The organism is Mesorhizobium sp. BHscii, from assembly GCF_053848065.1.
This window is the reverse complement of sequence record NZ_JBSPKW010000007.1, coordinates 209508-233732: the sequence shown is the minus strand read 5'-3', so window position 1 is coordinate 233732 and position 24225 is coordinate 209508. Positions and strand designations below refer to the sequence as shown.

25 protein-coding genes, 1 tRNA gene and 2 pseudogenes are annotated in these 24225 nt (G+C 59.8%); 16 read left to right on the top strand and 12 right to left on the bottom strand.

Annotated elements, in window-relative coordinates:
* Positions 1–655 precede the first annotated feature (655 nt).
* Together ACWTU7_RS13260 and ACWTU7_RS13255 are read left to right on the top strand one after the other, a co-directional pair.
* A complete protein-coding gene (locus ACWTU7_RS13260) occupies positions 656–817 on the top strand; it encodes an outer membrane protein (protein ID WP_455838858.1) in 162 nt (53 codons plus the stop codon).
* Positions 818–832: 15 nt separating this feature from the next.
* On the top strand, positions 833–1096 hold the full coding sequence (locus ACWTU7_RS13255; protein ID WP_455838872.1) for an outer membrane protein: 264 nt from the start codon (positions 833–835) through the stop codon (positions 1094–1096).
* A gap of 367 nt (positions 1097–1463) precedes the next feature.
* On the opposite strand, the gene ACWTU7_RS13250 is transcribed toward ACWTU7_RS13255, so the two are convergent.
* Complete coding sequence (locus tag ACWTU7_RS13250; RefSeq protein ID WP_455838857.1) at positions 1464–1712, bottom strand: hypothetical protein; 249 nt, start codon at positions 1710–1712, stop codon at positions 1464–1466.
* On the bottom strand, positions 1709–1864 hold the full coding sequence (locus ACWTU7_RS13245; protein WP_455838871.1) for a hypothetical protein: 156 nt from the start codon (positions 1862–1864) through the stop codon (positions 1709–1711). The genes ACWTU7_RS13250 and ACWTU7_RS13245 overlap by 4 nt, the downstream gene beginning before the upstream one ends.
* Positions 1865–2163: 299 nt before the next feature.
* Between ACWTU7_RS13245 and ACWTU7_RS13240 the strand changes: the two genes are divergently transcribed.
* From ACWTU7_RS13240 to ACWTU7_RS13230, 3 genes are read left to right on the top strand one after another with little or no spacing between them, the layout of a single operon-like run.
* The gene (locus tag ACWTU7_RS13240) at positions 2164–2373 is read left to right on the top strand and encodes a hypothetical protein (protein ID WP_455838856.1); all 210 of its coding nucleotides are present in this window, start codon (positions 2164–2166) and stop codon (positions 2371–2373) included.
* Between the two features lie 2 nt (positions 2374–2375).
* Positions 2376–2837, top strand: coding sequence for a hypothetical protein (locus ACWTU7_RS13235; protein ID WP_455838855.1), 462 nt, complete (start codon positions 2376–2378; stop codon positions 2835–2837).
* An 11-nt stretch (positions 2838–2848) separates the two neighbouring features.
* Positions 2849–3160 carry a hypothetical protein gene (locus tag ACWTU7_RS13230; protein ID WP_455838854.1) on the top strand — a complete coding sequence of 104 codons (312 nt, stop codon included), beginning with the start codon at positions 2849–2851 and terminating at the stop codon, positions 3158–3160.
* Between the two features lie 147 nt (positions 3161–3307).
* Here ACWTU7_RS13230 and ACWTU7_RS13225 read toward each other — a convergent pair.
* Positions 3308–3380 (bottom strand) — tRNA-His (locus ACWTU7_RS13225).
* A 162-nt stretch (positions 3381–3542) separates the two neighbouring features.
* Between ACWTU7_RS13225 and ACWTU7_RS13220 the strand changes: the two genes are divergently transcribed.
* Positions 3543–4133, top strand: coding sequence for an FRG domain-containing protein (locus ACWTU7_RS13220; RefSeq protein ID WP_455838853.1), 591 nt, complete (start codon positions 3543–3545; stop codon positions 4131–4133).
* Positions 4134–4513: 380 nt separating this feature from the next.
* On the opposite strand, the gene ACWTU7_RS13215 is transcribed toward ACWTU7_RS13220, so the two are convergent.
* The 9 genes and pseudogenes from ACWTU7_RS13215 to gshB all read right to left on the bottom strand — a co-directional run bounded on the left by ACWTU7_RS13215 (position 4514) and on the right by gshB (position 14635).
* Complete coding sequence (locus ACWTU7_RS13215) at positions 4514–4957, bottom strand: hypothetical protein (RefSeq protein WP_455838852.1); 444 nt, start codon at positions 4955–4957, stop codon at positions 4514–4516.
* A 59-nt stretch (positions 4958–5016) separates the two neighbouring features.
* Entirely contained in the window at positions 5017–6375 is a 1359-nt protein-coding gene (locus ACWTU7_RS13210) for a tyrosinase family protein (protein ID WP_455838851.1), read from the bottom strand.
* 136 nt (positions 6376–6511) lie between these two features.
* The gene (locus ACWTU7_RS13205) at positions 6512–7696 is read right to left on the bottom strand and encodes a hypothetical protein (protein WP_455838850.1); all 1185 of its coding nucleotides are present in this window, start codon (positions 7694–7696) and stop codon (positions 6512–6514) included.
* An 11-nt stretch (positions 7697–7707) separates the two neighbouring features.
* Positions 7708–8112, bottom strand: coding sequence for a c-type cytochrome (locus ACWTU7_RS13200; RefSeq protein ID WP_455838849.1), 405 nt, complete (start codon positions 8110–8112; stop codon positions 7708–7710).
* A gap of 231 nt (positions 8113–8343) precedes the next feature.
* Positions 8344–9435: a trypsin-like serine peptidase gene (locus ACWTU7_RS13195; protein ID WP_455838848.1), complete on the bottom strand. Its 1092-nt coding sequence runs from the start codon at positions 9433–9435 to the stop codon at positions 8344–8346.
* Between the two features lie 10 nt (positions 9436–9445).
* Positions 9446–12307: a S8 family serine peptidase gene (locus tag ACWTU7_RS13190; protein WP_455838847.1), complete on the bottom strand. Its 2862-nt coding sequence runs from the start codon at positions 12305–12307 to the stop codon at positions 9446–9448.
* A 303-nt stretch (positions 12308–12610) separates the two neighbouring features.
* Positions 12611–12820 (bottom strand): annotated as a pseudogene (locus tag ACWTU7_RS13185) (integrase core domain-containing protein); the annotation flags it as partial.
* Between the two features lie 46 nt (positions 12821–12866).
* Positions 12867–13514 (bottom strand): annotated as a pseudogene (locus ACWTU7_RS13180) (magnesium chelatase domain-containing protein); the annotation flags it as partial.
* Positions 13515–13693: 179 nt separating this feature from the next.
* Positions 13694–14635, bottom strand: coding sequence for a glutathione synthase (gene gshB, locus ACWTU7_RS13175; protein WP_455838846.1), 942 nt, complete (start codon positions 14633–14635; stop codon positions 13694–13696).
* Positions 14636–15039: 404 nt separating this feature from the next.
* Here gshB and ACWTU7_RS13170 point away from each other — a divergent pair, with 404 nt between their 5' ends.
* The 10 genes from ACWTU7_RS13170 (at position 15040) to ACWTU7_RS13125 (ending at position 24204) form a co-directional block, all read left to right on the top strand.
* Complete coding sequence (locus ACWTU7_RS13170; RefSeq protein ID WP_455838845.1) at positions 15040–15807, top strand: SDR family NAD(P)-dependent oxidoreductase; 768 nt, start codon at positions 15040–15042, stop codon at positions 15805–15807.
* Positions 15804–16760, top strand: coding sequence for a 2-dehydro-3-deoxygalactonokinase (locus ACWTU7_RS13165; RefSeq protein ID WP_455838844.1), 957 nt, complete (start codon positions 15804–15806; stop codon positions 16758–16760). The genes ACWTU7_RS13170 and ACWTU7_RS13165 overlap by 4 nt, the downstream gene beginning before the upstream one ends.
* Complete coding sequence (locus ACWTU7_RS13160) at positions 16757–17398, top strand: 2-dehydro-3-deoxy-6-phosphogalactonate aldolase (RefSeq protein ID WP_455838843.1); 642 nt, start codon at positions 16757–16759, stop codon at positions 17396–17398. Before ACWTU7_RS13165 ends, ACWTU7_RS13160 begins: the two co-directional genes overlap by 4 nt.
* Positions 17395–18276, top strand: coding sequence for an SMP-30/gluconolactonase/LRE family protein (locus ACWTU7_RS13155; RefSeq protein ID WP_455838842.1), 882 nt, complete (start codon positions 17395–17397; stop codon positions 18274–18276). Before ACWTU7_RS13160 ends, ACWTU7_RS13155 begins: the two co-directional genes overlap by 4 nt.
* A gap of 177 nt (positions 18277–18453) precedes the next feature.
* The gene (locus ACWTU7_RS13150) at positions 18454–19524 is read left to right on the top strand and encodes a D-alanine:D-lactate ligase-like protein (RefSeq protein WP_455838841.1); all 1071 of its coding nucleotides are present in this window, start codon (positions 18454–18456) and stop codon (positions 19522–19524) included.
* A 113-nt stretch (positions 19525–19637) separates the two neighbouring features.
* Positions 19638–20306 (top strand): helix-turn-helix domain-containing protein, encoded by a 669-nt coding sequence (locus tag ACWTU7_RS13145; protein ID WP_455838840.1) that lies wholly within the window; start codon positions 19638–19640, stop codon positions 20304–20306.
* A gap of 30 nt (positions 20307–20336) precedes the next feature.
* The gene (locus ACWTU7_RS13140; protein ID WP_029347850.1) at positions 20337–21407 is read left to right on the top strand and encodes an extracellular solute-binding protein; all 1071 of its coding nucleotides are present in this window, start codon (positions 20337–20339) and stop codon (positions 21405–21407) included.
* 10 nt (positions 21408–21417) lie between these two features.
* A complete protein-coding gene (locus ACWTU7_RS13135) occupies positions 21418–22308 on the top strand; it encodes an ABC transporter permease (RefSeq protein ID WP_455838839.1) in 891 nt (296 codons plus the stop codon).
* Entirely contained in the window at positions 22308–23093 is a 786-nt protein-coding gene (locus ACWTU7_RS13130; protein ID WP_455838838.1) for an ABC transporter permease, read from the top strand. The genes ACWTU7_RS13135 and ACWTU7_RS13130 overlap by 1 nt, the downstream gene beginning before the upstream one ends.
* A gap of 1 nt (position 23094) precedes the next feature.
* Positions 23095–24204: an ABC transporter ATP-binding protein gene (locus tag ACWTU7_RS13125; RefSeq protein ID WP_455838837.1), complete on the top strand. Its 1110-nt coding sequence runs from the start codon at positions 23095–23097 to the stop codon at positions 24202–24204.
* Positions 24205–24225 lie beyond the last annotated feature (21 nt).

The window sequence follows — 24225 nt, the reverse complement described above, 5'->3', positions numbered from 1 at the left end:
CTCCCCTTGTGGATCCGGCTCACCCATTGCGCTTGCTCGAAACAGAACCAGTGCGATGGCTGATGCGGCTTGGCAAAGCCCCATCCGGCAATCTTTCCGCAACCGGGATGCTCGCACCTATCCCCCGACATCAGATGGGACCATGCGCCTTTTGCACTTTGTCGTCGAATCTGTCGACGAACGAGCTTGCGCGCAGTCTTCCACTACGCGATGGTGCCGCCGGGCTGTGAAAAGGGGTGGGGACTGTGAAGCGATTTGCTTTGACGATTTCAATGCTAGCTGGGTTGGTGGCGTGCGCCACGCCGCCTGACAAAATCGCAGGAGTTCCGAATGCCGGCCCCTGCACACAGGCTGACAAGGAGCGTTTGGCAATCGTATCAAATCAGCAAAACAAGACTGCGACCGGGGACGCATTGGGCGTTTTTCTTATAGGCGTGCCGGTTTCCTCAATGTCGGGCGGCGACCACGAAACCGAGATCGCAATTCTCAAAGGGCGATGCGGTGCGCCAAAAACCTAATATCGGTGGCTTCGGCTGTAGGCGTGCCGTTGGCGTTCATCGGGTTAACCGGTTGACAGTCTCGATGATGGCTTTAGCAAGGGCTTCGCCCTCGTGGACGGGCTCCGGGCCGCAGAGCAACACAACGGCTTCCTCACTTGGCAACACGCGTCGATGGCATTGACGACGCTGGGGGTGGCGACACCGCTTCGATCGAGCAGGACTGGCAAGCATCCATCCGCGCAAGACTGGGAATGACCCTGACTGAACGTCTGCTGATCTATGGCACTGCCGGTATCGCATTCTCCGAACTGAGCTAGACCAACTCAAACGGACTGACGTCCGATACCCTCAGTGACACCGAAACCGGCTGGACTGCCGGAGCAGGGGCAGAGTATGCATTCACAGACAATCTCACGGCCCGAGTTGAATACCGTTATGCCGATTTCGGCGATCTCACCAACACCCACTTGCACCGGTGGATTTCTGATGACGCGAGGTTTGATTCTTCTTGCGTGGATTATTGTCGGAACGTGGACAAGTTCGGCATTGGCTCAAGATGCCGCCGAGAAAACCTTTCCCCACGACATCTCGCTTAGCGATTTAGCTCCCTTGAAGCTTGCAATCCGGAAGCACCTTGCCATCTCGGCGGAACCAATCGTGTTCATCGCGATGGCTCGCAAAGGAGAAAGTGGGGTTATCTACCTTTGTGGGCTTATGGATGGTGGCAGCGTGTCGACCTCCATTCTCTTCTTTGCGAAGAAGGCAGATGGGCCTGTCAAAGTCGAAGAAATTGATAGTGACTCCAAAATCGATGACAGGGCCAAAAAGCTTTGCGACACTCACGGCTTCCGCACCCCTATTCCCGGCTGAACCTCCGCAATCTTTAAGGAAAACCCATCTTGGTCATTCCGCATTTATGAGTTCACGACCTAGCCTAGGGCCGAAGCTCTAAGGCTTCGCTGCCTAGAACAGCCGCCGGCCGGAGCGGATCATCGCTCTGGCAATCGCAAGCTCCGCCTCAACCTTGGCGTTTTCCTTTTGCGTCATGTTGTCGGCCGCGATCAGCCGCCGCAGCGAGCGGATCACCTCGCCGCGTGCCCAGCCGGCTTCTAGCATGCAGTCGACGATCGCCTGAAAGCCGGGCTCCATCGCTTCTTGGCAATCGATCTCGCGGTCTGGATAAGAATTCTGATTCTTAGGCCGATTGATCACAGGCAGCGCTCCCCGTCCTCACGATGCTCAAGGCAGAACCAATTCGGCGTTTGTCGCGGCTTTGCGAATCCAAAACCGGCGTGCCTTCCACAGCCGGGATGTTCGCAGACGTGGCTTTCGATGCGGCCATGTTCGCGAGGGACCACAATCATGCCGTCGGCGAGTTTGATTGGTTCGTCGCTCACCTGTGGGTCCTCTTGTCGGCTGCTCGCGTTGACGCTTCGCCAAGGTCATGGAGCTTCTGGTATGCCTCAGTTGCGCAGGATCTCCGGCACGCTGAGCGGGCCAAGAGCGAGAATTCTGGTATGTTCACCGTTCTTTCTGGTTGCTCATGATCCGCTCCTTTCGGTTGTCACCCAATGTGAACAAAATGAGAACAAAGAGTCAAGCCAGACCTTGACGAGTAAGGAATATGTTCCTTATTCCTGAATGCTTCTAAGCAGGAAGGGCTATGGGAAAGCGCCACAACGCGCCGGCCGGCGAAGCTATGTCAGAACTGGAATTGGCTGCCCAGCAGGCCATCGCTGCGGCAGGTGGCGATGCCTTGGTCGCCCTGCTGAACGTGCTCGCCATCAACGCCGAACTCGAGCGCGAGCTCGCCCTGACACGGGCAGCAGTCTCGAATGGCTTTTCGCGCGGCTGGCACAAGGCGCGGTCCTAACCATGGCAAACACGGCGGAAGACAATTTCCGGATCGAGGTTTGGGACAGCGAAGAAGCCGCGCTTGTCGAAACGATAAACAGATCACCCGATTCAATGGTCAGCCAGGCGGCTTGGCAAGCTGCGATCCGTCGCCGGCCGGGCATGTTGCTTATCCACTACAACAGCCGCCACGTTATGGAAAAAATAATTACGCCCGGCGAAGCGAAGATCCCGCCTCAGACGATCATCGACGGCAGTGTGCATGCCGGGCTCGACGTGTCACTGGGTGATCTGCGCGAGTGGCATAAGCTCCGGGCGTGGTGCAAAAACTGCTCCCATCACGCAGAGGTCAAGCCGGCGGCGCTCATCCGGAGGTATGGAAAGGCTGCGCTCTTCAGCACCGTCGAGAGAGCGCTGTTCTGCACCAGTTGTGATCGAGGCGGCCCGGTAAGCCTGGAAATCCACAAACTGCCGAGAAATTGAAAGGATGTGAGATGCAGGACCTTATCGATTTTATACAAACCAATTCGGCACTGGTACTTGCCAACCCGGTCGCCTTTGCCATGTTCGCGATCCTTTTTGGAAGCGGAGGCTTTCTGGTCGGGCGCTATTTCTTGGCCGAGCGCATCGCCAATCTTGAAAGCCGCATTGCCAGGAGGGATGACGAGCTTGCCGGGTTCAAAACAGGACGGCCATCTGCCAAGGAACTCGAACAACCAATGGTGCCAATCGTTGGCACTGCCGCTATTGGAGGAACCGACCGAATTCAATTCCTCTCCCCGGTGCAACGTCGTGTCGGGGCGTAGATTAAAAGAGGCGTCCCGGTCGGGTGGAGAGCAGGACGTTCGCAACGTTTGGCGTCCGCTTCGCCCCCATTGCAGGAATCTTAAGGGCACCTAGTTTAGCTCTCCGAAACAGACATCTCGCTGCAAATTGTATGAAACGGAATTAGGTCCCGGGCCTGGATTCGAACCAAGACGTCCAAGTCCACGACCTGGCGTGCTAACCGTTGAACACTACCCCGGATCTCAATTATCGAGGTATTCGAATTGCCCTTCAATGACTTTTTTGCGTCGATACAGGACGCTCGTCGTCGGACCGGCACAGAACCCGGGGGAGCATGGTATCGCGGAATAAGTGACGGAAGGCATCGGCTGAGACCTTCACTATTGCGGCTCCAAAATCGGCATGCCGATGCCGAGGTCAACATGTTCGCCAATTTCCTGGACGATGATTGAAGGGGTGGCCATTCAGGACAGCTGGGAACGTCTTTCGTTCATGCAACATTACGGCGTTCCAACTAGGTTACTTGACTGGACCACGGACCTAAATGCGGCAATGTATTTTGCCGTTGCGAATTCAGAGCGAAAAGGAACTGGCGATCCTTGGATTTGGGTCCTCAACCCTTACAAGCTTAATGAGCTTTTTTGTGGCGAGCGGGTAATATACGATGCCGTGGACCGCGTGAGCTTCGACTATTATGAAGCCGCGTCGGCTGCTAGAGCAGCCATCTCGTTCCCTAACAAGAGACCTATCGCCATGAGACCAATGTGGTCGAACCAGAGAGTTCGCCTTCAGTCTGGGTGCTTCACATTCCACGGCAACGACGGTGCATTGGACGACGCTGTTAACAGCAGGGTTGCGAAACGCGTACCGGTCCCGCATTCCTCGGTTCATGACATGAGACAAAAACTGATCGACGAAGGAATAAACCCTCTTCGCCTGTTTGGAGGGGTAGAAGGCTTAGCTACTTACGTTCGAAAATCGCATCTTGGCTAGCAGCCGTGAGCAGGAAACTGACGACAACGTCCGGTCCGCCGCGGCGCCTCCCGAAAGCGTGTTCTCCCGGCTCCAACCCCCGGGCTTGCCGGCTTCAAAGCCCGAGTAGGGTCGAAAGTGGCCATCTGTTCGCACAGGGTAGATGGCTGTTTCTGGCGCTCAGCGAGCCCTTTTGAACAATGATCATTGCGCGTCGTTTAAATGTTCACGCGACGCGTATCGATTCCGACAAATGTCTTCCCTACAATCTGCCACGACGTCCTCCTGTGATGAGGATCGGCTCGGATCGCCTGAGCAACCCTCGGACGCGCAGTGTAGGGCACGCCTCACCAGCAGAGGCGGACATACGGTCTTACGGTGAGATCCGTTCAAGCTGTGGATCAGTTCACCGTTTGAAATTTTGCCCCCAGCACCTCGTAGGGGTTATCGGAAGTTGGCTCACCGGTAATTGCGTCCACTGCAACAACAGCAACCTCTAAGGAGGGGCCCAAGGACTTCAAGCTGGCGGCTTGGGAAGACACATCGAAGCGATAGTTCTGAGTGCCTTCGCCCTCCCCAGATGGAAACACCGAGAAAGTGCCGATCTTGATGGTCTCGCCGCTACTTGGAGACCTAAGTTCGACGACCCCCCTCGTGGGTGGTCGCTTACCTGTAGTCAGTTCCTGCTTTACTTGAACGTTAAGGGAGAGGCGATCGCCAGAAACACTTGGTGCAGCGATGACGACGGGTTGGTGCCTGGCAGCATGCGAGTCGCATTCGGCAGCTGCTACCACTGGGGATAACGACATCACAAAAGCCATCCAAACTGAACGTGCCTTGCTCATCGTACGCCTCGTCTCGCATCATCGCAACTTAACGCTATATAATGTCACAAAAGTGCGATTTAAAGCACTCCCAAGTCGATCAGCTTAGGCTGCACTAACGACTCTTGTGGGGATTCCGCTCCCACTGGCATTAACTGAACCACGATCTGATCGCCCGTAAGACCTCCTGTCCTCCGAACTTTTGCCAGGGCCTCCGTAAGATCCACAGTCACAGAAAGATCCCCCTCGTCCCCATGACCATGGCCTCCGCCAAAGAAAGAGAAAGATGTCACGTAATGAGGATCGCTCACCGGCGTCTGCGGCGATAGGTAGTCGCAATTCACGAAAACCCTAACCCTAGTAGATGAATCCTTCGGCTCTGATACTGATCGGATGGCAGCAAAAGCCTTATTAACTGATGGAGCGCGAAGGAATTCTGGCGACCCACTTTGAGGAAGCGCAACAGACCTGAAAAGCTCTTCGACCGCGACGTTGGTGTTGAATGCAACAGAAAGCGGTTTGGTGATGTCTGCTGCACTGCCAACGCTCTTCGAGGCAACTAGGATTGGCTCGCCGCCCGAGACTGCGGGCACTTTAGTAAGCGTTGCGCCAGCTGACTCTCTGATATCGCGCGCGAGACCCTGCCACTGAGAAATCCGCTCAATCAGCGCCGCGTCACGATTTTCCACGATGATGGGGATCGGTCCATACGAGTAGTTAAGTGCCTCCGGGGACAAGAGGTCGGCGACCGAGGGCTCCCAACTGGTGTTTCCGGCCACGGTAAACTGCCCACTGAATTTCATCTGAAGCCACAAGTCATCGAAATCCACTCCGGGGTGCCGCGATGACCAGATTGACCAGATCCGATCAGCATTGCAGTGATGAAGCCAGAAAATGGGATCAAGCGGAGACATGTACGATGCCATGTCACCCTGAAGCGTTCCATGGACTCCATTGTGGGGATTGAATTCGAGTTCGGTTGCGTCCCCCCGGCGTCTCTGCCACGAAGAATCGGTTGAGTCCTGTCCCGACGGGCGAGTGCTGCCGAAGTCCTGGAGTGTGACTGCGGAGAGAATTCTTTCGATTACTGCCTCGCCCACCATGTCATCCGGAAGACTATCGTTCGATTGGAAGCCCGGACGATCGTGGTAAAGTTCGTTTCCTTCACTCATTCTGAAGGGGGTTGGGATCTGGCGGTCGACCGTCCAATCCCAATAGGGCAAGGCGAAATCTGACTTCCCGGAAAGCTCCCGGCAGATCAGCTCGAACGAGCGGAGGTATGCCCTATGCCACGGCAGAAAGTACCAGTTGTCATGGGGGCAGAAGTTTTGGTGAATCTCAGCTTGCTTCCGCCAATTGCGAAGGTCGCCTTCTGGAAGTGCACGCATCGCGACAACCGCCGCGCGATAGGCTTCCAGGTCGGGATCATTGTCTGCCATTGTCCCGACAGAGCGTCTAATAACGTTTTGATCCTGACTCGACGCCCTGCCCGTTGGACCGATCAATGCGGCCGTCACGCCAGCCCCGAGGACACTTCGCCGAGTTATCATCTTCGCCTCCTATTGTGACACCGATCTACTGCGATGCTGGCGCGACGACAGTGGTCCGAAGCTCGCTCGGAGTGCCCTCGGTCAGCTCGAATTTATGGATTGTTGCCGCTCCGCTCGTAGGGGGTGAGGCGGAGGTAAATGAGAAGCTGTAGGTTGTTCCCCAGCGCAGCGCGTTAGCTCTAGGCATATCAGCATGGTCATGTGTGTACCATTCGAGTTGCCCGTCCTCGAGACGAGATGCCCAATCGTCCCTGGACCATACTTCGCCACGCGGCGGCGCTGCTGAAAACGATATGTCGGTTGCTTCACGAACTTGGTCGATCTTAAAACGGCCGATCCCTCTTTGACTGTTCATGTTGTAGACCGAGTAGTCGTAACGGTAGCGACCTCCTGCAATCTTGCTGGCCTTTGACGCAATTATTACAAAGCTTTCGAGACCTTGCTCCTCATCCCTCAATTCGTCAAAGGTGGCGTCCTTCCACGCCATTAATGCCGGCTCGCCGCGTGTTTCCGTGGAAAGAAATCGAAGCGTGTACATGCCGTTCGACAAAACTGGTTCGACCTCCCTGAACGAGACGTTGTTCCGCGAATTGCCTGATGCAGCATCATCAGCCGTCACGTAATGAGCCTCCAGAAAGAAGCGCGCGTCAGTTAAGCTGAGATCCGATTCAGATACCAGAAGGGTTCTGTCTTCAGCGGCGCTGTCTGGATATCCCGAGAGATCCTGGGCTGTGGCCGCGTCGAATGCGCCGCTGGTCGGATTAATTTTGCTTCGCGGTCCAAGCCAATTTGGATTGGCATTGAGCGATGCATTGTAGGGATCGGAGCACCCTGGGCCTAGCGCGTCACTCGCAGACGGGACGCAAGCTGGAACCCCCTTCACATCTCGGCAGTGGTCCTCGTTTGTCGCAAAAAATCCGTGCTTGACCCAAGACGCGGCGAGCTGCCGCATTTGACCGTCATGTAACCGATACAAGTTCAATGTGATAACCGGATGTCGACTATCTGGCAAACGTCGCCACGAAAGTTCAGCATCGCCAATATTGCAGGAGGTCGTGCCGGCAGAAAATGCAACATTTCCCGCTGCGGGTGCTCCGTGTTGGCTAGCGCCATCGATGAAGCCGACAATTACATCTGGGCCGGCAGCGAAGGCGGCAGAATTGCTAACGAGTCCGCAGGCAATTAAAGCGACGGACGCTATGACACGCATAGTTCCTCCCTCTAGTGAGACAATTGCGACAGATATCGGATGATGGCTGCTCGCACAGCTATGTCGGGATAGCGCGTGGGCATGGCGTTTTGCGCTTCCACCCCGAGTTCACCAGAGAGAAAGCCCGTAGGATTAGCGAGAAAGGCATCTAGATGCGCGGCGTCCCACACTACGCCGCGCTCTCCTGCGTCTAAATAAGACTGAGAGTAGGAATATCCAATTGCTTGACCGACCAGCCGTCCGTAGACACCCGACAGAGAAGGTCCAAATAAGTGGTCACCCTCCGCCAGGGTGTGACAAGGAGCACAATTCGCGATGAATGTTTGCTGTCCGTCAAGTTCCTCAGCTGGTGCCTGTGACGGACACCAGAAATAAAGTGCCGATAGTCCCAGCAGAAATACTATTGAGGTAAACAATTTTCCTCCTCAGCCGAATGTAGAATTGTTGAAAAATCGCTGAAAGTCAATCCTGATGGTTCTAACTTTACGTTTGATGCGCTTTTGATGAGGACAATGAACGGGTTGGGCTGCCTTGATATGCTCGGTGGGGGCGCTTCTCCTCCCCGAACCGTACGTGCACTTTCAGCGCATACGGCTCCATTCAATCTTGGTCATGGCCCATTGCAACATCCGCCGCGCGCAAAGTTCTCAACGGACAGCGTCGATGACCGCCCGGACTTCGTCGATCCGCACAGCTCTATTCAAGTTCTGATACTGCGACGGAGCGGGCTCGAAACCCCAGTGATGCAACCCGACCACTTCGTTGGTGGTTAAGTCAATAACAGGAGAACCTGAAGCGCCTCCCTCAGTGTCGCAGTTGTTTGCGAAATCAGTGGGACCAGAAACTCCGGCTGCGTTTGTCTCAACCAGCTTGCAGTCCGCGATTGACACCTCTTGCGGACGCCCGCCCGGGTGCTGCGGTATGTAAAGCGAAGCTTCCAGTCCAGGCGGCGCTTTCGCCAACGAGAGGACACCCCATCGGCTGCCTGCTGAGGCCTCCAACTGAAGCAGCGCGAGATCGCGCCCTGCATCGACCCGCAAAATCGAGCTGCAGCGAACCTGCTCGACGTTGGCACTGTCATCCAGATAGCCGAAAATAGCTAGGGCCGTATTGCACCGCTGCTCCGTATTGATGCAATGTTCGTTCGTCAGAAGCCGAGACGGCGCAATCAAAAAGCCGCTGCAGAGGTATTCGAGGCCGTCCTCCGCTTGGAACGTGAGCTTCGCGACGGATCGAGCCGCGATCCGCATTGGCGACGCTTCGGGCAGGTTACGCGTCTTGCGTCGCTGATCCGGCTCTGTAACCGACAGCGGCTCGCCGCTTGGCGCCTCGTAGTGGAGCGTGGCCAAGCGGAACGACAAGCCGCTCGGCTTCGATGGCGCCTCGACTTCAACCGTCACGTCCGATCCGACCAAGATATGCGAGGCGTAAACTTCAGCCTTCGTGAACTCTTCGCCGGGAATTTCGGTCAATATACCTTCGGCCCCGATGATGCGAACGACGAAGCCGCGGTCGGACGTCGTCTTGATCTCGTCGAAATACAGGCGGAACGCGTCCCCCCGGGGGTTTCTGGCGTCTGTCCGCGCGATGAAGCTGCCGTTCGACCCAATTTCCTCGAACTCGGAGAACGTTCGATTGAGAACCTCCCGATCCCCAGCTGGCTCGGGACCCGGTTGTGCGTGGGCGACCCCAGTCAGCGCGAACATTGCCGTGAGCAAAGCCCAACCATACTTTCCCATTCACCGCTCCTTAGTTTAGAGGGCCTACGAATGACACGATGCGGCTAAGTTCGATCTTCGAATCTGCGCCCGTTTCGTCCCGAAACAGAATCGACTGCTCGACCTCTGGCGCGGGAACCAGCTCCGGACGACGGAGCAACTCCGACATCTGCGCATTGGGCTGTCTAGCGGTGAACAGGATTAAGCGACCCAAGCCCATCGGGTCGCGGTGTAGCGCGTAGATGTTTTTCCAGCTCGGCCTGATCTCTTCGTCCACGGCCAGATCGAGGAATGTCGCCCGCCTTAGCGGGCTGCCATCGATGCCTATGCCTCCGATAATGGTTCCGTACAAAATATCTTTGGGATTTTCCAAGACGAGCCGCCCCTGATCCGGTTTGTCGAGAGCGCAAGTCGCGTCCAAGACGCCGCTCCAGACCTTGCGGATGAGGCTCCTAGTCGGCTTTGCGCAACCTAGGATACGGTTCTTGACTTGGACCGGGGTGGCGTTCCTTGCCTTTGCAAAGAGCAGCGAGGCGACTGCGGTGACCTGCGGAGCGGCCATGGACGAACCGCTCAGTACTACATAGTTGTTCGCGCTCCCCGTGCTAAGGATATTCGTTCCGAGCGCCCCGATCGAAACCTGCTCCCCGAAATTCTCACGTTCCATTATCCTCGAATCCGGTCCGACCGGCTCGAGGGCGGCGACCGAGATGACGTTCGGGAGGTTCAAGCAAGCTGGGTAGACGTTGCAGAACCTGCTGAGGTCCATTCCGGAACTCGAATGTCCCGCGGCCGCGACGAAAAGCACGTCTTTTCCGAGCTTCTCGATGATCTCCTGCAAACGATCTGTTGTTGGGCGAAGCGAAGTTTCATCCTCGGGAACTTCGACGTCCGGCTCGTACCGGAAACTCATATTGACGACCCGTACGTCGTCCTGGAAGAAGAGGTTTTCGATCTCGGCCGCGAAGGCGTTCTGATATTCCTTTTTCTTCAGTTGATCGCTCTTGTATTCGAGCGCTCGTATGTTCGCAAAAGGATTGAGCCCCGCGATTCCTGCCCCGTTGACCTGGGCTCCAATGATGCCGACGACATGCATTCCGTGGTCCGAAGCCGTTCCGCGGACCGGCGGGCCGCTGGCACAGTTCATCGCCCCAGGAGCGTCTCGGATATCCAGCGGAGCCGGCGCGATGGGCGTCACCGCAGGCAACCTGACCGACCAGACCCGCAGTTTGCTGTCGTCGGACAAATCGCAATGGCGCGCGCGCAATCCGACCTCAACGATTCCGATCTCAACCCGTCTTTGGAACTCCACGGGGTAATCGGAACTGACCCAGGGAAAGCTGATGAAGTCGAAGACCGACCTCTGGCTCGAAAACAAACTCTCGGCTTCGAGGCTGAAGGGAAGGGATTTTGAGATACCACCCCAGAGATTTGGATTAAGGCTTTTGACCGCCTTCGTCGGATCCCGAACAATGTCGCTCCCGCTGACGCCCCGGGGAACCGGAGCCCCCGCAGGTTTCGTGCCGGGAGGGTCCATCGACGGCGGTTTCGCGGTCGTGCCCAGACGTTCTGCCGCAATGCGAGCCGTTTCCGGATCAAATCCTCCAGCACACAGCCCAGCGTCACACGATACATCGATGACCGAAGTCAGCGCGAGCGTCGGCACCCGGATGATGCCGCCGAAATCTTTTTTGATATCTAGCCCTCGATTGAGGCGCGCCACTAGATCAAGGCACTGCTCGTCGACGTGTTCGCATCCTTGAGTCGACTCCAATATGTCTTCAATGTTTTGGTCGCGGGTTTTTGTAACTGTCGCGATGTCGATGCTGCGCGCAAACGAGACGTTAGGGACGTAGATTCCCTCGAACGGGCGGATCATCCATTCGCCGTGTGAGGGGAGAAAACCTCCCACGTGTTTGGTGTGATCGCCGAGCAAATCGTTCGGCGCCAAAACTTTCTCCCGCGTGCACAACTGCGGATTCAGGTCGCACGCGAGGGCATGCATCTCAACAGTGAAATCCGTTCCGAAGTACAACCTTTGGTTCAGATAATGCTGCTCGATGTCGAACGGGCCTGATTGATAGTTGACTGACGCACGAGTGGGCAGTTGCGACAAATTGAACAACGTGAGATAGAGATCGCTTATCTGTGCCCCAATGTTCTTATTAGGATCCCGCCTAGACTGCCAACCGATGGTCGAGTTCTCGTCTTTCGACTTTGAAGGCTCGCCATAAACCGACGCCACTCCCCTTCGGTCCAATTCGGTTAAGCGCCCATCATTCAGCCAGACTTTCCCGCAGAAACTCATCACGGAGTCCGGATCGAACGGCGTGATCAAGACCGGAACCTCGGTTGGAGGCGCGCCTACGTCGTTTTGGAGAGCCTGACACGTGGGCGGCACATCGACTCGGTACTCGCTGTGAATGAAGCCGAGGGCGTGGCCAAATTCATGGACCGCAGTAGCGTAAATGCAGCGCCTCCGGGTGTCTTCGCTGAGGCTGCAGGTCGGTGCAAATTCCCGAAATTCGAAATTGAGCACGATCCCGTTCGGCAGGCCGTCAAGCGCCCGCCCGATGCGCCTCGCGTGCGGGGATATATCGTCGACATGAATCCTTACCCCGCGGCTCTCGGTCTCGCACCCCCGCCACCCTTCGAAGCGCACCGCCGAAGCGGACTGCCAACTTTCCTCGATCGCGAGCCGGACAAGTTCTTGATGGGACGTATCCCCGTTGCCATCTTCCCAGCAGACCGGAATGACCTTCGGGCCCCCCGGCGGAAAAGCCCAGAACTTAGATGAATCAGCAACAAGACCTGCAAAAGCCTGACCGCCGCTGAACGAGGCGGCCACGACAAACGCCGCTACACAATTGAGCCAATTGCCTCTCGGGTCCATGGGGCGCTCCCATTCCCATAGCACGGGCCGAATACTACTGTGCCGATGTAGCATGCCCAGTTCTAGTTTACTGCCAGCACCCTCTATCTGCAAGCGGTCCAGCCGTGGGAAGCACTGAACAATTTTTCGACGTTAGAAGTCATCCCCTCGTCTGAGACTGCATCGGCGTCGTCGGAATATGCGGGCGCTCGGCTTACGTTGTGACCTGCCACGGAACTTTCATCTGGTGGGGATTAAAGCCTCGTGTTCTGGTGATCCGATACCATTCTTTGGACCGCCGGAAGGTGGAGTTTTCCGGCTGTTTCACGATGGCGGGCTGGTGGCGCCATCGGGATTGATCAACGAGATCGGAACCTTGTGGCCGATTTCGCCATGTGGGCGCACCTCGTTGTAGTATTTGCGCCAATCCTCCAACTTTTCGGCCGCATCCGCAAGGCTGAGGAACCAGTGCTGGTTCAGGCATTCGGCGCGGAATCGACCATTGGAAGCCTCGATGAAGGTGGTGTCAGTTGGCACAATGGACGGTCGAACCCGCCGCTTTCACTGGATTAATGAAGCACAACATGAGCAGATTGTGACCGCCGGCCGCCGCCACTTCGAGTGCCCGCTTGGCGGTCTCCTGGCCCTTGATGTCGGCGAGATCAGGCAGGTCGCGCGCCGCGGCATGGATGCCGGCTTCCGGCCGCGACAGAACCTGCGTGCCGCGAAAATGATTGGCGATGGCGATCAGGCTGTGCGGCGCCAGAATGTCGAAATCCTTGCCGGCCCACGCCGCTTCCGGGCCGCAGGCGAAAGGACAGATCAAGCCCTTGCCTTCGGCATTGGCGCCGATCGCCGCCGGCAGCGCGCCGGCCACCGCGGCGATGGTGCCGTCGAGCGACAGCTCGCCAAGCACGACATAGCCGGCCAGCATGTCGCCCGGAATGGCGCCCAATGCCGCCATCAGGCCGAGCGCGATCGGCAAATCGTAATGGCTGCCTTCCTTGGGCAGGTCGGCCGGCGCCAGATTGACCGTGACCTTCTTCGACGGCATCGACAGGCCCGACGCATGCAGCGCCGCCTGCACCCGCTCCCGGCTCTCGGCCACCGCCTTGTCGCCGAGACCGACGATGTGCATGTTGACCTTGCCCGGTGCGATCATCACCTGCACGTCGACCGGCACGGCCTCGATGCCCTGGAAAGCGACCGTACGGACCCGCGCAACCATTTTTCAGCCCCCGGACATGGGCTCGCCCGAAGCCCATGCGATCATGCCGCGAACGGCGTTACCGGAGACAACCACAGATTTTGGGCAAAGGCAAGAACATTACGGGAACAATTGAACGTTACAATCTGATGGCGTCGCGGCGCTCTGGGTCGGAAAAACGCTGTTCCGCCAAGCGTGCGCTACTTGCGTTTGTCCTCGACCGCGTCCCAGAACAGGCTCGCAATATCGGCGCCGCCAAAACGCTGCACCTCGCGCACGCCGGTCGGCGACGTCACGTTGATCTCGGTCATGTAGTCGCCGATAACGTCGATGCCGACGAGGATAAAACCGCGCTCCTTCAGCGACGGGCCGATGCGGGCGCAGATCTCGCGTTCGCGCGCCGTCAGTTCGGTTTTTTCGGCGCGGCCGCCGACATGCATGTTGGAGCGTGAATCATGCTCGGCCGGCACCCGGTTGATGGCGCCGACCGGCTCACCATCGATCAGGATGACGCGTTTGTCGCCGGCCCGCACTTCCTTCAGATAACGCTGCACGATATAGGGCTCGCGGAACAACTGGCCGAACATTTCGAGCAGTGAAGCAAGGTTGCGGTCGGCCTCGTGCAGGTGGAAGATGCCGGCGCCGCCATTGCCGTAGAGCGGCTTGACGATGATGTCGCCGAACTCCTTGCGGAAGGCGGCGACCTCCAGCGGGTCCTTGGTGATCAGCGTTTCCGGCATCAGGTCGGGAAATTCGGTGACGAAGATCTTTTCCGGGCTGTTGCGCACCCACGCCGGGTCGTTGACCACCAGTGTCTTGGGATGGATGCGCTCGAGGATGTGCGTCGTGGTGATGTAGTTCATGTCGAACGGCGGATCCTGCCTGAGCAGGACGACGTCCATCTCCGACAGGTCGGTGCGGACCTCTTCACCGAGCGAATAGTGATTGCCCTTCTCATCGCGGACCTGCATTTCCTCGATGCGGGCAAACACCTTGCCGCCGCGCAGCGACAGCCGGTCGGGCGTATAATGGAACAGCCGGTGGCCGCGCCGCTGCGCTTCCAGCGACAGCGCGAAAGACGTGTCGCCCGCAATCGAGACGGTGGAGATGTGGTCCATCTGGACGGCGATTTTCAGAGGCATGGCGGATCTCCGGCGGATCGGATGGGCAGCTGTGCTTGCCCTTACAACCTCGCCGGTCATCTGCCAATCGCGACATTTTGAGGATTGCCTGCTGCAAGCGGGGGCGTCTGTCGGCCAGTTGCAGACAAAGCGAGGCTGTGCGTGCGCTCGATGCCTTCGTGGGGTTGGCCGCCGCTGCAAGGATGCGTAGTGGGGCGTGATCGTCTTTTTGTCTGACATAAGCATCGGGAATCGGTTTTTCTCCCTTGCTCCCCCGACCGGGCTGGCTAGGATGCGCGCCGACTGAGCCTACAGCGCCGCGCGTCCTTTTGGACGCGCAAAGGACGCTGTAGCACTTTGATTTTGCGCATGATCCTTTCCGAAAATCGAAACCGATTTCCGGGTTCATGCGCAGGGAGAAAAAAATGATGCCATCGGCACGCTTTGCCGACCTTCAAGGTGCCTCGGTGCTGATCACCGGCGGCGGCTCCGGCATCGGCGCGGCGCTGACCGAGGGCTTTGCCCGCCAGGGAGCGAAGGTCGCCTTCATCGACATCGCCGATGGCCCGAGCCTTGCGCTGGCCGACCGCATCGAGAAGGATCTCGGCCGCCGGCCTCTCTATCTCAAGACAGACATACGCGATGTCGAGGCGCTGCGGGCTTCAGCCGCCAAGGCGGCCGAAGCGCATGGCGACGTCACCGTGCTGGTCAACAATGCAGCACTTGATGATCGCCACGCGGTGGAAGAGGTCACAGTGCAGTTCTGGGACAACAACCAGGCAATCAATCTACGTCCGCATTTCTTCTCCGCACAGGCGGTAGCGCCGGGCATGAAGCGCGCCGGCGGCGGCTCGATCATCAACTTCACGTCGACGTCGTTTCTGATCAACCACCCCGACATGCCGGCCTATACCGCCGCCAAGGCCGGCATCGTCGGCCTGACCAAGGGGCTTGCCGGCAAGCTCGGCGCCGACGGCATTCGCGTCAATGCGATCGCACCCGGCTGGGTGATCACCGAGCGGCAGAAGGAGCTCTGGGTCACCGAACAGGCGCTCGCCGCCCACGTTGCCAAGCAATGCATCAAGCAGGTGATGCAGCCGGAAGACATTGTCGGCACAGTGCTGTTCCTGGCGTCGGACGCCTCGCGGATGCTGACCGCACAGATGTTGATCGTCGATGGGGGCTTCCTGTGAGCCCAGGATTTCCGAACAAGGTGCCGGCCGTTGCCGCCGTCGATTGGGGCACAACCCGTCTCCGGGTCTGGCTGATCGATGAGGCCGGAAACGTCCTTGCCGAGCGCCGCGGCGACGACGGGCTGATCACTGCGCAGGCCGCCGGGTTTTCGACCGTCCTCGAAGGACATCTGGCGGCGATGGGCGCGCCGGAAGCGATGCCCGTCATCATCTGCGGCATGGCCGGCTCGCGCCAGGGCTGGCTGGAGGCGCCCTATGTCACCGTGCCGGCGCCGATCGGCGCCATCCTTGCCGGCGCTGCGCGCATCCCCGGCCAGCGCCGCGACATCCGTATCGTGCCGGGGCTTGCCCAGCGCCAGGCCGATGCGCCCGACGTCATGCGCGGCGAGGAAACGCAGCTGGCCGGCGCTGGTTTGCCGGCAAAGGGCCGTCATCTCGTCTGCATGCCCGGGACCCATTCGAAATGGGTTTTGGTCGAGGACGGCGCTGTTGCCGGTTTCGGCACGTGGCCGACCGGCGAGCTGTTTTCGGTGCTGGCGGCGCATTCGATCCTGCGCCATTCGCTGGGCGAGCAGCCCCAGCCGGTTGCACCAGGCAATCCGTTTTTCCGGCGCTGGTCCGAGCAAGCGCTTGCCGACGGCGGCGATGTCACGTCGAGACTGTTCTCGATCCGCGCCGCTGGCCTGCTTCAGGACCTGAAGCCCGACGATGCCGCTGCTTGCCTGTCCGGCCTGCTGATCGGCGGCGAGATCGCCTCGGCCAGCCGGCGCTATGGGAAAGGCGGGTCGGTCGTGCTGGTCGCTTCCGGCGCGCTCGGCGCGCTGTACACGGAGGCGCTCGGCCTCGCTGGACTCGCGGTTCGGACCGTCGATGCCGACGAGGCGGTGCGTGCGGGCCTGATCGACGCGGCGCGCGAAAATGGCATGATTGCTGGAAGCGGAGTTGCCGCATGACCGAGACCGCACCATTTCCGAAGCTCGAGCGCGGCCTTGTCGCCATCTTGCGCGGCCTCAAGCCGGACGAGGCGGTGGCCATTGGCCGGGCGATCTTCGAGGCCGGCATCGAAGCGATCGAAGTTCCGCTCAATTCGCCGGAGCCCTTCGCCTCGATCGCAAGGATCGCGGACGCGCTGCCGGCGACGGCACTGGTCGGCGCCGGCACTGTGCTGACCGCGGCCGATGTCGACGGGTTGCAAAAGGCCGGCGGGCGGCTGCTGGTCAGCCCCAACATCGATGCCGAGGTCATGGGTCGCGCGATGAATTACGGCATGGTGACGATGCCCGGCGTGTTCACGCCGACCGAGGCCTTCCAGGCGGTCCGGCTCGGCGCCTCGGCGCTGAAATTCTTCCCGGCCAGCGTGCTCGGCGCGGCCGGCATCGCGGCGATGCGCGCGGTTTTGCCTTCCGATATGCTGGTCGGCGCGGTCGGTGGTGTGTCGGAAAAGGACTTTGCCGGCTACAAAGCTGCTGGCGTCGGCGTCTTCGGCCTCGGCTCCAGCTTGTTCAAGCCTGGTATGAACGTGGATGAGGTGGCAACGCGAGCACAGGCCGCAGTCGTCGCCTGGGATGCGGCGTTTGGAGCAGGGCGATGAACGAAGCCATCGTTTCTGTTCTTTCCGACCATGTCTGCCAGCTCGGCGAAGGCCCGAGCTATGACCCCGCCACTGATACGCTCTACTGGTTCGACATCGTCAACGGCCAGCTTCTGGAAAAGCACCTTTCCGGCGGTGCGGTCAAAATCCACGAGCTTGGCCAGATGGCCAGCGCCATCGCCGTCATCGATGACAACAGACAATTGATCGCTACCGAAACCGGCCTGCATGTCCGCGACGTCGCGACCGGCAAGATGACGCTGCACACGGCGATCGAGGCCGACAATCCGGTGACGCGCTCGAATGATTCGCGCGTCCATCCCTGCGGCGCCTTCTGGGTCGGCACGATGGGCAAGGGGGAGGAAAAGGCCGCCGGCTCGATCTACTGGTTCTTCAAGGGGGAGCTGCGTCGGCTCTATTCGGACATCACCGTGTCGAATTCGATCTGCTTTTCCGAGGACGGAACGGTCGCCTGTTACACCGATACCAGCACCGGCCTGTTGATGCGCGTCGCCTGCAATCCAGCGACCGGCCTGCCAGTCGGCGAACCGAAGATCTTCGTCGATCATCGCAAGGCCAAGGGCTATATCGACGGTTCGGTGCTCGATCGCGACGGTGTTCTTTGGAACGCCTGCTGGGGCGGCAGCGTCATCGAAGCCTACGGGCCTGACGGCAAGCTCATCCGTTCGGTCGCGATGCAGGTGACGCAACCGTCTTGCCCGGCCTTTGTCGGCAGGAATGCCGACCGGCTGGCGGTGACTTCAGCCTGGTCGGGCAAGAATGAGAAGCAGCGCCTGCTGGACCCGCAAGCCGGCATGACATTTCTGCTCGACATTCCAGTCAACGGCCGCTTCGAGCCGCGCGTGCTGATCGCCTAGACCATGATCCGAACCTTTGGTTCGGAAAAGATCATGGTCAAACAAGAAGATCGCACCAGCACTGTCGTGCAGGCGTCCAGCTGACGTCGGTTTTCCGCGAAGGCCTGATACATTCGCCGTGCGATGGTAGGCAATCGCGCTGCCAGGACCCGTTCATCCCCGGGAATCGTTCATCCCATGTCAAGCCGCAAGCCGAAGCTGATCCTTGTCTACGAGCCCGAAAAGGCTTGCTTCGACCGGCTGGTCGCCGATGGCCACGTGGCGGCGCGCGCCGCCGAAATCGCCTCGTATCTGGCGCAATCGACCGACATCGCCTCTGAGTTCGATGCGCTGGCCGCGGCCTGCCTGACACGCGGCCTGTCCTTTGTTGCAGTGGCGCTCGACGATGCCGCGAGCGCTCTCGCCGGCGAGGGGCCAAAGTCCACGCTTGTCTGGACGCTGACCGACGGCATCTCTTATTTCCGTGGCGGCGCCGCACCTGCTTTGGCACGGCTGAATGGCCTGAAGGTGATCGGTGCCGATGACGCGCTGTTTGCGCTGTGCCAGGACAAGTTCCGCTCCGGCGCCGTGCTCGGTGCACTCGGCCTGCCGGTGCCGCAAGCCGGTTTAGCCCGCGACGGTCATTGGCTGGTCGAGCCCCCGGCTTCGCCGGCAGGCTGGTTTGTCAAGCCGAACCGGCTCGGCGCCAAGATCGGCATCTGGCCGGACTCGCGCTGTGCCGATCTCGGCCATGCGCTGGAACTTAGCCGGCGTGTGTTCGCCGCCTATCGCGACGACGTCGTCGTGCAGCCCTATGTAGCCGGGCGCAATGTGCGCGCGAGCTATCTCGGCCTCAAGCCGGACACCGGCGTCGAGGCGCTCGGCGTCGCCTTTGTCGATTCGGGCGGTGATTTCCAGACCATGGCAGACAGCCTGGCGCTCTATGGCGACACCGGCGAGGCTGCCAGGGAGGCGGGGACATACGCCGAGCCCGAGCTGCTGCCGGTCGCCGCCAGCCAGCCGCGAGCCGATGCAAAGATCCGACGGATCGCGCAAAGCCTGATGACCGGGCTCGGCCTGCGAGATGTATTTTCCATCGATTTCCGGGTCGAAGCCGACGACAGCGTCCATCTCATCGAATTCGAGGTCTGCCCCGGCCTGCCCTGCTTCGATTTCCGCGCCTATTGCCGCACGCAATGGGAGATGGGCCTCGCCGATGCGATGGCCGAGACCGCGGCGAGCCGTTTTAACCGAATGGCCGCGTGCTGAGCAGAAATCCTGCGTGAAGCTGCCCTCGGCGACCCGGGATCGTATCGTATCTCGACAAATCGCTTGCGTTCCGGCACCTCACTTAATAGGGTGTTAAGTGAAGGAGGCACTCGGTGAAAGTCGACCTTGCGACATCCCCGGACGTGGCCGCGCTGGCAGCGGCGGACGCGGACAAGGCGAAGCATGTCGGTGGGCGGATTAAGGCCATTCGCACGGCCCGACGCATTTCGCTTCGCCAGCTGGCCGACATGGTCGGCACGACGGCGAGCTTCATCAGCCAGCTCGAGCGCAATCTGAGCGGCGCCAGCGCCAGCACCCTGATGCGGATCGCGGCTGCGTTGGATCTCGGCATCAACGACCTGTTCGAGCAGACCGAAGGTGGGTTCCACAAGGTGCTCACCAGAGGCGACCGCCCACTGCTGCCGATCAGCCACGGCTGTCGAAAGACGTTGCTGTCGCGGCGGCCGATCCATGAATTCGAGGTTTATTCGGGGGATTTCGACGTCGGCGGTTCGACCGGTAACGATGCTTACACGCATGGCGGCAAGCACGAGATGTTCGTCGTTCTGAAGGGAACAGTCGAGCTGACGCTGGCAGACGAGCGCTTCGTTATGAACGAGGGCGACAGCATCGAATACGCAACCTCGACGCCGCATCGCACGGCAAACATCGGCAAGACGCCGGCGCAGGTGCTCTGGATCATCGCGCCCCCGACCAGCGGCGCGGCGGAACTCAATCGATACACGCCCGGACAAGCCTCGCAGCCGGGCGAACCGAACTAATGCGGGTGCACATAAATGGGAGATAAAACTATGAAGACCAAGATCGGACAGGTGGCCGCACTCGGGCTGTTGATGATCACCACCGCAGCGCTTGCACAGAGCAAGCCCGTGGCGGGCGAGGTGGCCGAGGGCTCGCTGAAGGGCAAGACGCTTACCTTCGTCTCGTATGGAGGCATTTACCAGGATGGTCAGATCGCCGCGCTGAAGGAGTTCGTCGACAAGTCCGGAGTGACGCTGCTCAGCGACGGGCCAACCGAAATCTCGAAACTGCAGGCGCAGGTCGAGTCCGGCAATGTCACCTGGGACGTTGTCGATACCGGCGATTTCCCGCCCTACGTCTATTGTGGCAAGCTGTTCCAGAAGCTGGACTTCTCGAAGATCGATACGTCCAACATTCCGGAGGGCCAGATCAGCGAATGCAGTGTGCCGGCCATGAACTATGGCGTGGTGCTGATGTACAACACCGAAAAGTACAAGGATAACCCGCCCAAGAGCTGGAAGGATTTCTTCGACATCGAGAAGTTCCCGGGCTCGCGCGCTCTGGAGGGCAGCGGCGATCTCTCCGGCGGCATGATCGAGCAGGCATTGCTCGCCGCCGGCGGATCGGTGGAAAACATGACGGTTGCCGATATCGACAAGGCGATCGAGAAGGTGAGGTCGCTCGGTCCGGACACGATCTTCTGGAAGACCGGAGCCGATTCCCAGCAGCTCGCCGAATCCGGCGAAGCCGACATGATCGCGATGTGGACCGGACGTGCCATGACTGCGGTGAAGAACGGCGCGAAGTACACGCCGGCGTGGCAGGACTGGCTGGTCGTGATGGACCAGATGACCATTCCGATGGGCGTCAAGGACCCCGACGCGGCGCATGCGCTGATCAACGCCTATGTCGGCAAGAGCGCGCAGGAGACGCTTGCAAAAACCACCTCGTATACCCCGATCCACAAGGACGCGAAGCCCGAAGTGGACGAGATCACAGCGGCGTTCATGACCAACACGCCGGACAAGCTGAAGCTCGGTTACCAGCAGAACATCAAGTTCTGGGTGGAGAACTTCGAGGTAGCGAACGAAAAGTGGAACGCGTTGATGGCGGGCAACTAGGTCCGCCACCGTGGCAACGAGAGCAATCGACAGCCGGAACACTGTTCCGGCTGTCGCCGCAGACGACCGGCGGCGCTGGTTTCGTGGACAGGCTTTCTGGCTCGTCGCGCCGGCGCTGCTGCTGCTCGTCATCTGCCTGGGTCTGCCGCTCGCCATCGTTACCTTGCGCAGCTTTTCCGAGCCGCAATGGGGATGGCAGAACTATGCCTGGTTCTTCGGCACACCGGTCAACCTGACCGTACTTCAGCGCACCTTCGCGATCTCCGCCTGGGTGACGCTGGTATGTCTCATTGCCGGCTATCCCTATGCTTATGTGATGACCGCAGTCGGGCCCAAGATGCGGCTCGTCCTCATCCTGTGCGTGCTGGTGCCGTTCTGGGTGAGCGGTGTGGTGCGCACCCTGGCATGGGTCATCCTTTTGCAGGATTCCGGCGTGATCAACTCCGCCATCCGGGCAGGCGGCCTTGGTCCGGTCAAGCTGATCCGCACGCAGACAGGCGTGGTGATCGGCATGGCGCAGGTGCTGCTGCCGTTCATGATCCTGCCGCTCTATTCGGTGATGAAAACGATCGACCTGCGGCTCATGCAGGCGGCACGGAGCCTCGGCGCGAGCCCGGCGCGCGCCTTTGCCCAGGTTTATCTGCCGCTCTCGCTTCCGGGCGTCTACGCAGGCGCCATCATCGTGTTCATTCTTGCGCTCGGGTTCTACATCACCCCCGCGCTGCTCGGCGGTCCGCGTTCGACCATGCTCTCGACCCTGATCCAGAACCAGGTGCTCAGCCTGCTAAACTGGGGCCGCGGCGGTGCGATGGGTGTGGTGCTGTTGATCGCGACCTTCGTCCTGCTCGCGCTCGCAGCACCGCTGTCGAGGCAACCGCACAAGACGGGCTCGAGACGCTGATGAAACAGGCCGGTCGAATCCTGCTCGGTCTGTACTGCCTGCTCGTCGCGGTCTGGCTGGTCGCACCGACAATCGTCGTCGTGCCGATGTCGTTCAACGACAAGAAGTCGCTGGCCTTTCCGCCATCCGGCTTTTCCTGGCAGTGGTACCAGAACTTTTTCACCAACCCCGAATGGTCGGCGAGCCTGATCGGTTCGCTCAAGGTCGCCGTTGTCACGGCGGTGTTCGCCACCGTCATCGGCACGCTGGCGGCATTCGGCCTCGATCGCATGAAAAGCCGCGTCAGCGGCGTGCTGCGCGCGCTGCTGATCACGCCAATGGTCGTGCCGGGGGTGGTGCTCGCCGTTGGAATCTATGCGGTCTATCTCGATACGCGGTTGGTCGGCACGATGACCGGCTTCGTGCTTGCCCACACCATGCTCGCCGTTCCTTTCGTCATCATCGCCGTCTCCGCCAGCCTGGAAGTCTTCGACAAACGGCTGGAAACTGCTGCGGCCAGCCTCGGCGCAACCCGGCTGACGGCGTTCAGGACGGTGACGTTGCCGCTGATCGCGCCGGGCATCCTGTCGGGCCTGCTGTTTGCGTTCGTCACCTCATTCGACGAGATCATCGTCGCGCTGTTCATCACCAGCCCTTATCTGAAGACACTGCCGGTCCAGATATTCTCGAGCATTACCCGGGACGCCGATCCCACCGTTGCGGCGGTGGGCACGCTGCTCTTCATCACTACGTCGCTGGTGATCGGGGCGGGGCTGTTGATCGGTTCGAGACAGGGAAGACGTTGACATGGCCTCACCATCCACTCGCGGCGCAGCCATCGATCTCAAATCCGTCAGCAAACACTATGGCAGCTTCATCGCTCTCGATAAAGTCTCGCTAGGCATCAAGCCGGGGGAGTTCATGACGCTGCTTGGGCCCAGCGGTTCGGGCAAGACGACCACGCTCAACGTCATCGCCGGCTTCACCGAGGTCAGTTCGGGTTCGCTTGATGTCGGCGGCAAGAGCGTCATCGGCGTACCGGCGCATAAACGCAACATCGGCGTGGTCTTCCAGCACTACGCGCTGTTTCCTCACATGACGGTCAGCAGGAACGTCGCATATCCCCTCACCTTGCGTGGCATCGCCAATCCCGATCGCGAGGCCCGGGTGCGCAAGGCGCTGGACATGGTGAAGATGGCGGATTTCGGCCACCGCTTCCCCAGCGAGCTCTCCGGCGGCCAGCAGCAGCGCGTCGCACTGGCGCGTGCCATCGTATTCGACCCACCGCTGCTTCTGATGGACGAGCCGCTCGGCGCGCTCGACAAGAAGCTCCGTGAATGGCTGCAGCTCGAAATCAAACGGATCCACCGCGAATTGGGCACCACCTTCGTTTATGTCACGCACGACCAGGAGGAGGCCCTGGTCCTCTCGGACCGCATCGCCGTGTTCAACCAGGGACGCATCGAGCAGATCGGCACCGGTCGCCAGCTCTACGACGAGCCCGAGACCTTGTTCGTCGGAAAATTCGTCGGCGACTCGACGATACTGCGCGGCGCAGCCTCCACCTCCGGGAACGAGACCGCCATTGACATAGAAGGGCGGAAAGTGGCTGCCGCCAAACGCCTTGCCGACGGCGCCAAACCCGTGATGCTGCTGCGGCCGGAGAAGCTGAGCCTCGCCAGACGGGGGAAGGGCGGACAGGGTCGAAACACCCTGCCCGGGCGCATCGGCGAGGCCATCTATCTCGGATCGGGCTCCAAATACGAGGTCGTGCTGGCCGACACCTCCAAGGCGATCGTGCGCTCTTCGCTGGACGCCGAGACCTTCGCCATCGGCGACGAGGTTGATCTCGTGTTCGCGGGCACCGACGTGAAGCTGTTGGCGGACGACGAAAACGCCGATTTCACGCTGACCTGAATCCTATCTGGGAAAATCTCG